The sequence below is a fragment of the Streptomyces sp. NBC_00316 genome, from assembly GCF_036158715.1.
In the GTDB taxonomy this organism is placed as follows: domain Bacteria; phylum Actinomycetota; class Actinomycetes; order Streptomycetales; family Streptomycetaceae; genus Streptomyces.
The window spans coordinates 4,809,397-4,820,563 of the sequence record NZ_CP108023.1; the positions used below are offsets into that span (position 1 = coordinate 4,809,397).

Annotated in this window: 4 protein-coding genes and 3 rRNA genes; 4 read left to right on the plus strand and 3 right to left on the minus strand. The window is 63.2% G+C overall.

What is annotated here, in order from left to right:
* Window positions 1-1,489 precede the first annotated feature (1,489 nt).
* The 3 genes from OG878_RS21355 to rrf all read left to right on the plus strand — a co-directional run bounded on the left by OG878_RS21355 (window position 1,490) and on the right by rrf (window position 6,632).
* Window positions 1,490-3,015, plus strand: a 16S ribosomal RNA gene (locus OG878_RS21355).
* Between the two features lie 298 nt (window positions 3,016-3,313).
* A 23S ribosomal RNA gene (locus OG878_RS21360) occupies window positions 3,314-6,436 on the plus strand.
* A 79-nt stretch (window positions 6,437-6,515) separates the two neighbouring features.
* Window positions 6,516-6,632 (plus strand): 5S ribosomal RNA (gene rrf, locus OG878_RS21365).
* The 16S, 23S and 5S rRNA genes sit together here, the layout of an rRNA operon.
* A 62-nt stretch (window positions 6,633-6,694) precedes the next feature.
* Here the strand turns inward: rrf and OG878_RS21370 are convergent.
* The gene (locus tag OG878_RS21370) at window positions 6,695-7,474 is read right to left on the minus strand and encodes a GNAT family N-acetyltransferase (protein ID WP_443049263.1); all 780 of its coding nucleotides are present in this window, start codon (window positions 7,472-7,474) and stop codon (window positions 6,695-6,697) included.
* Window positions 7,475-7,566: 92 nt separating this feature from the next.
* Here OG878_RS21370 and OG878_RS21375 point away from each other — a divergent pair, with 92 nt between their 5' ends.
* On the plus strand, window positions 7,567-8,127 hold the full coding sequence (locus OG878_RS21375; RefSeq protein WP_328888261.1) for a GNAT family N-acetyltransferase: 561 nt from the start codon (window positions 7,567-7,569) through the stop codon (window positions 8,125-8,127).
* Window positions 8,128-8,237: 110 nt separating this feature from the next.
* Here the strand turns inward: OG878_RS21375 and OG878_RS21380 are convergent, their stop codons facing one another.
* The gene (locus OG878_RS21380; protein WP_328888262.1) at window positions 8,238-9,734 is read right to left on the minus strand and encodes a type VI secretion protein; all 1,497 of its coding nucleotides are present in this window, start codon (window positions 9,732-9,734) and stop codon (window positions 8,238-8,240) included.
* Between the two features lies 1 nt (window position 9,735).
* Window positions 9,736-11,154 carry an ATP-binding protein gene (locus OG878_RS21385; protein WP_328888263.1) on the minus strand — a complete coding sequence of 473 codons (1,419 nt, stop codon included), beginning with the start codon at window positions 11,152-11,154 and terminating at the stop codon, window positions 9,736-9,738.
* Between the last annotated feature and the right edge of the window lie 13 nt (window positions 11,155-11,167).

Consider the following 11,167-nt stretch of genomic DNA (forward strand, 5'->3'; position numbering starts at 1 on the left):
TCCAACTCCTTCCCCGAATCTCGACACCCGCTCCAGCGCGCGTGCCGTCTTCTCCCGCTGTGGCAGCACCGCCGGGCGCTTGCCATCCGAGGCCCGCGGGGCCGGGGCGATCAGCCTCGTCGCCGTCGGCAGCGGGATCTTCCGCGGCTTCGGCGCCCGCTCGATCGTCCGGGCTTGCTCAGCCGCGCGGACCGGTCCGGCATCTTCAGGCGGTTCGCCGGCAGCCGCGACAGTGGCCCAACCCGGACGCGGAGATCTCCTCGGTTCGCTGCATCCCGGTCGTCGTCATCGAGGAAGGAGAACTGTTCCGGCTCTGGCTGCGTGGATGTCTCCCCGAAGGCAGCGGCTTGCTCATCAGTCAGAAATTCGACCGGCACGGCCGGACCGCAGCCGCGCGCCTCGAATCGCATTTCACCCTGACCCGCTCCCTGGAGTGGACCACGACCACACACCTGGCAGACAGCCGCTCGGTGAGCGTCGCTTCCTCCTGGCCGTCTGCCTTGAGGCCGGTGGCCGTAGCCGGGGCGAGGACGAGCAGTCCGTGCACCGCGTCGGCGCTGCGGCAGTTGCGGCGGCTTGCGGGGATCCGGACGTAGCGAAGACGATGCCCAGCGCCTGTCCGGTCGTCGCCCGCACCGATGGCGATGCAACTGAAGGGCGTAGAGCGGTCTCCAAGCCCAGGCTGGGGTGTCGAGCAGCTGCAGCGCGATGAGGTGCAGGACCAGGGTGGCCGTCGCCCACCGGGCCTCGGACGACGCGAAGATCCGAGCACGGTGAGGGGCAGCGACGGTGTCGCGTGCCCCCGCGGCGGCGGGACGGGTCGGGCTGAAAACGGCTTGACCTGGCGGGGTTGACACGTCCCGCACCGATCCGTAAAGTTCTCCGAGTTGTCATGGGGCCGGAACGGTTCCGCGGCAGCCGATCCCGCCGCGAATGCGGCAACCAAAACTCTGCACGGTCTCCCACTCGGGATGATTTCGGCATGCCGGAATTCATTTCGAAGACGCGATTATGAATCGCCGGGAGGATTCCGCTAGGGTTTGGGTGTCGGAACGGCCCAACGGCCGGGATGACAAGCCCGCTGACTGGGAATCAGGCCCGAGAGGATCTGATAGAGTCGGACTCGCCGGAAAGGGAAACGCGAAAGCGGAAACCTGGAAAGCGAAACCCGCTTCGACCGGGAATCGGACACGAAAGAGTCTGATAGAGTCGGAAACGCAAGACCGAAGGGAAAAGCCCGGAGGAAAGCCCGTGAGGGTGAGTACGAAGGAAGCGTCCGTTCCTTGAGAACTCAACAGCGTGCCAAAAGTCAACGCCAGATATGTTGATACCCCGGCCTGTTTCGGCAGGTTGGTGGTTCCTTTGAAAGTCCTGCCGGGCCCTTGTGGTTCCGGTGGGCAATTTACACAGCGAGGACGCTGTGAACGACCGGTCCTATTCCGACCGGTTGTTCCGCTCTCGTGTGTGTCGTCCCGATTACGGGAAAACATTCACGGAGAGTTTGATCCTGGCTCAGGACGAACGCTGGCGGCGTGCTTAACACATGCAAGTCGAACGATGAAGCCTTTCGGGGTGGATTAGTGGCGAACGGGTGAGTAACACGTGGGCAATCTGCCCTTCACTCTGGGACAAGCCCTGGAAACGGGGTCTAATACCGGATAACACTCTGTCCCGCATGGGACGGGGTTGAAAGCTCCGGCGGTGAAGGATGAGCCCGCGGCCTATCAGCTTGTTGGTGGGGTGATGGCCTACCAAGGCGACGACGGGTAGCCGGCCTGAGAGGGCGACCGGCCACACTGGGACTGAGACACGGCCCAGACTCCTACGGGAGGCAGCAGTGGGGAATATTGCACAATGGGCGAAAGCCTGATGCAGCGACGCCGCGTGAGGGATGACGGCCTTCGGGTTGTAAACCTCTTTCAGCAGGGAAGAAGCGAGAGTGACGGTACCTGCAGAAGAAGCGCCGGCTAACTACGTGCCAGCAGCCGCGGTAATACGTAGGGCGCAAGCGTTGTCCGGAATTATTGGGCGTAAAGAGCTCGTAGGCGGCTTGTTGCGTCGGTTGTGAAAGCCCGGGGCTTAACCCCGGGTCTGCAGTCGATACGGGCAGGCTAGAGTGTGGTAGGGGAGATCGGAATTCCTGGTGTAGCGGTGAAATGCGCAGATATCAGGAGGAACACCGGTGGCGAAGGCGGATCTCTGGGCCATTACTGACGCTGAGGAGCGAAAGCGTGGGGAGCGAACAGGATTAGATACCCTGGTAGTCCACGCCGTAAACGTTGGGAACTAGGTGTTGGCGACATTCCACGTCGTCGGTGCCGCAGCTAACGCATTAAGTTCCCCGCCTGGGGAGTACGGCCGCAAGGCTAAAACTCAAAGGAATTGACGGGGGCCCGCACAAGCAGCGGAGCATGTGGCTTAATTCGACGCAACGCGAAGAACCTTACCAAGGCTTGACATATACCGGAAAGCATCAGAGATGGTGCCCCCCTTGTGGTCGGTATACAGGTGGTGCATGGCTGTCGTCAGCTCGTGTCGTGAGATGTTGGGTTAAGTCCCGCAACGAGCGCAACCCTTGTTCTGTGTTGCCAGCATGCCCTTCGGGGTGATGGGGACTCACAGGAGACTGCCGGGGTCAACTCGGAGGAAGGTGGGGACGACGTCAAGTCATCATGCCCCTTATGTCTTGGGCTGCACACGTGCTACAATGGCCGGTACAATGAGCTGCGATGCCGCGAGGCGGAGCGAATCTCAAAAAGCCGGTCTCAGTTCGGATTGGGGTCTGCAACTCGACCCCATGAAGTCGGAGTTGCTAGTAATCGCAGATCAGCATTGCTGCGGTGAATACGTTCCCGGGCCTTGTACACACCGCCCGTCACGTCACGAAAGTCGGTAACACCCGAAGCCGGTGGCCCAACCCCTTGTGGGAGGGAGCTGTCGAAGGTGGGACTGGCGATTGGGACGAAGTCGTAACAAGGTAGCCGTACCGGAAGGTGCGGCTGGATCACCTCCTTTCTAAGGAGCACTTCTTACCAAGCTTGCTTGGTCAGAGGCCACTACGTCGGCAAATGTTCGACGGTGGTTGCTCATGGGTGGAACGTTGACTATTCGGCACGACAGGTTGTTGTTCACTAGTACTGCTTCGGCGTGGAACGTGGGGAACGGTCGGTCGTGTCGGGCACGTTGTTGGGTATCTGAGGGTACGGCCGTCTGGTCGCCTTCAGTTGCCGGCCCCGGTAAAGCATCGCTTCGGCGGTGTGTGACGGGTGGTTGGTCGTTGTTTGAGAACTGCACAGTGGACGCGAGCATCTGTGGCCAAGTTTTTAAGGGCGCACGGTGGATGCCTTGGCACCAGGAACCGATGAAGGACGTGGGAGGCCACGATAGGCCCCGGGGAGCTGTCAACCGAGCTTTGATCCGGGGGTGTCCGAATGGGGAAACCCGGCAGTCGTCATGGGCTGTCACCCGCTGCTGAACACATAGGCAGTGTGGAGGGAACGAGGGGAAGTGAAACATCTCAGTACCCTCAGGAAGAGAAAACAACCGTGATTCCGGGAGTAGTGGCGAGCGAAACTGGATGAGGCCAAACCGTATGCGTGTGATACCCGGCAGGGGTTGCGCATGCGGGGTTGTGGGATCTCTCTTTTGCGGTCTGCCGGCCGTGAGACGAGTCAGAAACCGTTGATGTAGGCGAAGGACATGCGAAAGGTCCGGCGTAGAGGGTAAGACCCCCGTAGCTGAAACATTGACGGCTCGTTTGAGAGACACCCAAGTAGCACGGGGCCCGAGAAATCCCGTGTGAATCTGGCGGGACCACCCGCTAAGCCTAAATATTCCCTGGTGACCGATAGCGGATAGTACCGTGAGGGAATGGTGAAAAGTACCGCGGGAGCGGAGTGAAATAGTACCTGAAACCGTGTGCCTACAAGCCGTGGGAGCGTCGCTCACATCTTCGGATGTGGGTCGTGACTGCGTGCCTTTTGAAGAATGAGCCTGCGAGTTTGCGGTGTGTTGCGAGGTTAACCCGTGTGGGGAAGCCGTAGCGAAAGCGAGTCCGAATAGGGCGTTTTAGTAGCACGCTCAAGACCCGAAGCGGAGTGATCTAGCCATGGGCAGGTTGAAGCGGAGGTAAGACTTCGTGGAGGACCGAACCCACCAGGGTTGAAAACCTGGGGGATGACCTGTGGTTAGGGGTGAAAGGCCAATCAAACTCCGTGATAGCTGGTTCTCCCCGAAATGCATTTAGGTGCAGCGTCGTGTGTTTCTTGCCGGAGGTAGAGCACTGGATAGGCGATGGGCCCTACCGGGTTACTGACCTTAGCCAAACTCCGAATGCCGGTAAGTGAGAGCACGGCAGTGAGACTGTGGGGGATAAGCTCCATGGTCGAGAGGGAAACAGCCCAGAGCATCGACTAAGGCCCCTAAGCGTACGCTAAGTGGGAAAGGATGTGGAGTCGCAGAGACAACCAGGAGGTTGGCTTAGAAGCAGCCACCCTTGAAAGAGTGCGTAATAGCTCACTGGTCAAGTGATTCCGCGCCGACAATGTAGCGGGGCTCAAGCGTACCGCCGAAGTCGTGTCATTCGTACATATATCCCCAACGGGAGTACGGATGGGTAGGGGAGCGTCGTGTGCCGGGTGAAGCAGCCGCGGAAGCGAGTTGTGGACGGTTCACGAGTGAGAATGCAGGCATGAGTAGCGATACACACGTGAGAAACGTGTGCGCCGATTGACTAAGGGTTCCTGGGTCAAGCTGATCTGCCCAGGGTAAGTCGGGACCTAAGGCGAGGCCGACAGGCGTAGTCGATGGACAACCGGTTGATATTCCGGTACCCGCTTTGAAACGCCCAATACTGAATCAGGCGATGCTAAGTCCGTGAAGCCGGCCCGATCTCTTCGGAGTTGAGGGTAGTGGTGGAGCCGACGAACCAGACTTGTACTAGGTAAGCGATGGGGTGACGCAGGAAGGTAGTCCAGCCCGGGCGGTGGTAGTCCCGGGGTAAGGGTGTAGGGCGTGTGGTAGGTAAATCCGTCACACATGAGTCTGAGACCTGATGCCGAGCCGATTGTGGCGAAGTGGATGATCCTATGCTGTCGAGAAAAGCCTCTAGCGAGTTTCATGGCGGCCCGTACCCTAAACCGACTCAGGTGGTCAGGTAGAGAATACCGAGGCGTTCGGGTGAACTATGGTTAAGGAACTCGGCAAAATGCCCCCGTAACTTCGGGAGAAGGGGGGCCATCACTGGTGATTGGATTTACTCCATGAGCTGGGGGTGGCCGCAGAGACCAGCGAGAAGCGACTGTTTACTAAAAACACAGGTCCGTGCGAAGCCGTAAGGCGATGTATACGGACTGACGCCTGCCCGGTGCTGGAACGTTAAGGGGACCGGTTAGCTGACTTTCGGGTCGGCGAAGCTGAGAACTTAAGCGCCAGTAAACGGCGGTGGTAACTATAACCATCCTAAGGTAGCGAAATTCCTTGTCGGGTAAGTTCCGACCTGCACGAATGGCGTAACGACTTCTCGACTGTCTCAACCATAGGCCCGGTGAAATTGCACTACGAGTAAAGATGCTCGTTTCGCGCAGCAGGACGGAAAGACCCCGGGACCTTTACTACAGTTTGATATTGGTGTTCGGTTCGGCTTGTGTAGGATAGGTGGGAGACTTTGAAGCAGCCACGCCAGTGGTTGTGGAGTCGCCGTTGAAATACCACTCTGGTCGTGCTGGATGTCTAACCTGGGTCCGTGATCCGGATCAGGGACAGTGTCTGATGGGTAGTTTAACTGGGGCGGTTGCCTCCTAAAGAGTAACGGAGGCGCCCAAAGGTTCCCTCAGCCTGGTTGGCAATCAGGTGTTGAGTGTAAGTGCACAAGGGAGCTTGACTGTGAGACCGACGGGTCGAGCAGGGACGAAAGTCGGGACTAGTGATCCGGCAGTGGCTTGTGGAAGCGCTGTCGCTCAACGGATAAAAGGTACCCCGGGGATAACAGGCTGATCTTCCCCAAGAGTCCATATCGACGGGATGGTTTGGCACCTCGATGTCGGCTCGTCGCATCCTGGGGCTGGAGTCGGTCCCAAGGGTTGGGCTGTTCGCCCATTAAAGCGGTACGCGAGCTGGGTTTAGAACGTCGTGAGACAGTTCGGTCCCTATCCGCTGCGCGCGTAGGAATATTGAGAAGGGCTGTCCCTAGTACGAGAGGACCGGGACGGACGAACCTCTGGTGTGCCAGTTGTCCTGCCAAGGGCATGGCTGGTTGGCTACGTTCGGAAAGGATAACCGCTGAAAGCATCTAAGCGGGAAGCCTGCTTCGAGATGAGTATTCCCACCCCCTTTGAGGGGTTAAGGCTCCCAGTAGACGACTGGGTTGATAGGCCAGATGTGGAAGCCCGGTAACGGGTGGAGCTGACTGGTACTAATAGGCCGAGGGCTTGTCCTCAGTTGCTCGCGTCCACTGTGTTAGTTCTGAAATAACGAACGGCCGTGTTGTTGTCCGGTGTTGGTTAATTTCATAGTGTTTCGGTGGTCATTGCGTTAGGGAAACGCCCGGTTACATTCCGAACCCGGAAGCTAAGCCTTTCAGCGCCGATGGTACTGCAGGGGGGACCCTGTGGGAGAGTAGGACGCCGCCGAACAATTATTCCGGGAAAGCCCCGCACCTCTGGTGCGGGGCTTTTCTGCGTTCGGGGGTAGTTGTTCAATTCGACGGTGACCATATGTACGGGGTCGTCGTGGTCACTGCGTGAAAGCCGAGACGGCGCAGGATCGGTGCGCTGTCGTCGGATGCGTCCACTTGCAGATAGCTGACTCCGCGGGCTGCCGCGATCTCGGCACGGGCGGAGACCAGCGCACGGTAGATCCCGCGTCCTCGCCAGTCGGAGAGTGTGGAACCGCCCCACAGGCCGGCGAATTCGGTGCCGTCCCTGAAGACCAGCCAGGCCGCGGAGACGAGTTCGCCGCCGGCTTCGGCGACCAGGACGGCGATGTCGTCAGGGGCAGCGGCCACCCGGCCTGCCAGGTCGTCGCCGATCATGCTCAGGTCCTCGCCCCAGATGACCGACTCCATCGCCGCTATGCGGTGCATGTCGGCGGCCTCGGTGACCTGGCGGAGTGCAACGCCGTCCGGGAGCACGGGCGGTGATGCCATGTCCTGGGTGAGACCGATGAGGATGGTCTCCTCGTCCTCCGGAACGAAGCCGGCCGCGCGCAGCCGCTCGGGGAGGTCGGCCGGGCGGTCGTGGCCCCGCGTCTTCCATTCCACCGACTCCCCCCGTGCGGCGAAGTAGTCACGCTGACGCACGATCAACTCGTCGAGTGCGGCGCCCCGCAGGCCCACGTCACGTGGGGCGTTGATGAAGCCGCGGAACTGGCCGACGGTCCGGACGAGGGGTCCGTCCTGTTCATGGACGACCCCTGCCGGCGGGTGGGGCGATGCACCGCGCATCTGCTCGTCGTAGGCCGCGAGCAGGCCTTTCATGTCTGTCACGGAAGTACACAGTACGAGCCCGAGAACAGCACGGGCATCCGAATTCGATTGCCTCAGCACGGGGCGCGGGACAGGATCGGCGTATGGACTATGTGATTCGCCCCGTACGTGCCGAGGAATGGCCGCTGGTCAAGGACCTCCGGCTCGCCGCTCTGCAGGACCCTGTGGCACCGGTGGCCTTCCTGGAAACGTACGAGCAGGCTCTCGCCGAGCCCGATGACTTCTGGCAGGGACGTACGGCCCGTGGGGCGGAGGCCGGTGGGAACGAGGTGCGGCAGTTCATCGCCGAGGCGTCCGACGGGAGCTGGGCGGGCACGATCAGTGTGCTGATCGAGCGGCCGGACGGCGATCTGCGGTTCGGTGAGGCGGCCAAGGTCCACCAGGCCCATGTGGTCGGGGTGTTCGTACGGCCCGAGGCGCGGGGCAGCGGGCTGGCCGAGCGGTTGTTCCGGGCCGGGGTCGACTGGGCGTGGTCACTGGGCGAGCCGCGGATCGAGCGGGTGCGGCTGTATGTGCACGAGAACAATCCGCGGGCCGCTGCCTTCTACCGGCGGTTCGGTTTCGTGCCGAGCGGGGAGACCACGGCGGTACCGAACGATCCGACGGCGCTGGAGCTGGAGTACGAGATCGTCCGTCCCGGCTGATGCCCACGGCAACGGCCGGCTGAAACTGTCAGCCCGGACCGGATGGCGGTCGGCCCGGCCTCCCCGGGATGCCGGGGCTTCCGCACAGGCGATGGCTGTCGCGCGACGGCTCAGAGCGGGGACGACCAGCGGGCGCGAGCCTGTTCCTCGGAGCGGAGCAGGACCAGCGTCGGCAGGCCCTGGTCCTGGCCCGTCGACAGCAGCTCCGGGAGCTGAGGCACGGGCGCCACGGCCGCGACGTCGTCGAGGACGAGCGTCATTGGTGGGTCGAGCCGACCGTCGGTTGACCGTGCGGCCATGCGGCGGCCGTGCTCGACCACGTGTGAGGCGAGGGCGGTGAGCAGAGGCATCGCACCCGGGGCGGAGCGAGGATCCTCGATGGGTTCACCTACCACATAAAGAGTGCCCCCTTCGCCCGTAAAAGATTCCAGTGCGAGCGCATCGGATCGGTTCGGTGTGCAGGCTTCGCGGATGTGGATCGAGGAGAGCGCGGCGAAGGCCCGTACCGTCAACTCCTGTGCCATCTCTCTGCGTTCGGGGTGGCCGGTGAGCGCGGACTCCAGCAGGCCGGCGAGTCCGGAGGAGGCCTTGGGGTGTGTCCGGAGCAGGCGTACCGGTTCGTGGGCGCTGGAGCCGAGGGCCCAGCGGTGGACCTGACGGAACGGGCGGCCGTCTATGGCAGCGGCGTGGAGCCAGCACTGGAGGAGGGTCTCCGCGGTCTCCGCCGTCATGGCGTCGATACGGGCCTGCGGCCGGACCGGGGCGAGGAGCGCGAGGGCGCGGGCGGCTGCCGTGTGCGGTGCTTCGCACCCGGCGGTGGGGGACCAGTGGAGGCGGGCCGGGGTGTCGCAGAGATGACCCGGGTCGTAGACGAGAACGGGGCCGAGTTTGGCGCGGGCGTCCTTCGTCTCGGCCCAGACGGTGGGGTCCGAGGTGACGACCAGGGCCGGTCCGTCGGCTTCCCGGATGGCCTGTACGACGGTGGGGCGGCGGGTGGCGGCCGGGCCGTAGACGATGTGGGGCGTACGGGGGGAGGGGACGGCCGGGGAGAGGAGAAGGGCTTCTGTCGCGCTGGGTGCGCTGGGTGCGCTGAGTGTGCTGGACGTCCCGGGTCCGGCTTCTGCCGGAGACTCTGTGGGTGTCGGGGCCATGGTTACCGGAGCCTGCTCGGGGGCGGGTGCCTGCATCATGACGGGCTCGTCGTGTTCCGTGCGCGCCGTCTGCCGCGCGTGCCGGCGCTGGGTCCGTACCGCGCGCCAGCGGGTCACCACTCCCATCACGAATACCGTCAGAACCATGAGCACCATGAGCTCACCGATGAACAGGCCCCAGAACAGCCCGTATCCGGAGAGCTCGCCCGCCGGTGTGTCGGGCCAGGCGGCCGGGATGTCATGCGGCGACGCCGCCAGCCGGCGCATGGCGAGCGGGGTCTCGGTGAAGATGACGCCCTTCGGCCAGGCGCCGTGGGCGAACAGGCCGGACATGCCGGTGGCCGTCCAGACCAGGACCGTCAGCCCGAGCAGGAAGCCCAGCAGGCCGACCAGCAGACCGTCAGGGATGCCGCCGGTGCCCTGCTCGTTGCCCCGGTCCGGAGTGCGACCCGCCATGTCATGCCACCGTTGACTCGGACGACTCGTTCAGCCGTTGCTGGTGCTCGATGCGTGCCGCGCGCTGTTCCGCCTCCAGGTCTGCGGCGCGTACGTCCTCCGGGCGCAGGTCGGCGGTGGAGGACTCGGTCATGGCGCGGTCGGTGTAGACGAGGGGGCGTTCCGCCTCGGTGATCAGGTGTTTGACGACCTGTACGTTGCCGTTGACGTCCCATACCGCGATGCCGGGGGTGAGAGTGGGAATGATCTCGACCGCCCAGCGCGGCAGACCGAGCACCCGCCCCGTCGCTCTGGCCTCGTCGGCCTTCTGCGCGTAGATCGTGCGGGTCGAGGCCATCTTGAGGATGGCCGCCGCCTCACGTGCCGCGGCACCGTCGACCACATCGCTGAGGTGGTGGACGACGGCGACGAACGACAGACCCAGCCGTCGCCCGAACTTCAGCAGGCGCTGGAAGAGCTGGGCGACGAACGGCGAGTTGATGATGTGCCAGGCCTCCTCGACCAGGAAGATGCGCTTCTTCCGGTCGGGCCTGATCCAGGTGTGTTCCAGCCAGACGCCGACGATCGCCATCAGGATCGGCATCGCGATGGAGTTCCGGTCGATGTGCGACAGGTCGAAGACGATCAGTGGTGCGTCCAGGTCGATGCCGGCGGAGGTCGGGCCGTCGAACATGCCGCGCAGGTCGCCGTCGACCAGCCGGTCCAGGACGAGGGCGACATCGAGGCCCCAGGCCCGTACGTCGTCTATGTCGACGTTCATCGCCTCGGCGGACTCGGGTTCCGGGTGACGCAGTTGCTCGACGATGTCGGTCAGCACGGGCTGCCGGTCGGTGATCGTCTCGTTGACGTAGGCGTGCGCGACCTTCAGAGCGAACCCGGACCGTTCGTCGAGGCCGTGTCCCATCGCGACTTCGATGATCGTGCGGAGCAGGGCGAGCTGGCCGGTCGTGGTGATCGAGGGGTCCAGCGGGTTGAGCCGGATCCCGCCGTTCATGGCCGAGGTCGGGTCGAGCCGTACGGGGGTGAGGCCGAGTTCCTGGGCGATGAGGTTCCACTCGCCGACGCCGTCCTCGCCCTGCGCGTCGAGGACGACGACCTGACGGTCACGGAACCTGAGCTGGCGGAGCACGTACGTCTTCTCCAGCGCGGACTTGCCGTTGCCGGACTCCCCGAGCACCAGCCAGTGCGGGGCGGGGAGCTGCTGTCCGTACAGCTGGAAGGGGTCGTAGATGTAGCCCTTGCCGGAGTACACCTCGCGGCCGATGATCACGCCGGAGTCGCCGAGGCCGGGGGCCGCGGTGGGCAGGTAGACGGCCTGCGCCTGGCCGGTCGAGGTGCGTACGGGCAGCCTGGTCGTCTCCACCTTCCCGAAGAGGAAGGAGGTGAAGGCATCCGACAATGCGGACAGCGGATCTCGCATGGCGTGACTGCCC

Coding starts and splice junctions, on each gene's coding strand:
- OG878_RS21370 (WP_443049263.1), bottom strand. CDS start 7,474: ATGAAAGGCCTGCTCGCGGCCTACGACGAGCAGATGCGCGGTGCATCG.
- OG878_RS21380 (WP_328888262.1), bottom strand. CDS start 9,734: ATGGCGGGTCGCACTCCGGACCGGGGCAACGAGCAGGGCACCGGCGGC.
- OG878_RS21385 (WP_328888263.1), bottom strand. CDS start 11,154: ATGCGAGATCCGCTGTCCGCATTGTCGGATGCCTTCACCTCCTTCCTC.
- OG878_RS21375 (WP_328888261.1), top strand. CDS start 7,567: ATGGACTATGTGATTCGCCCCGTACGTGCCGAGGAATGGCCGCTGGTC.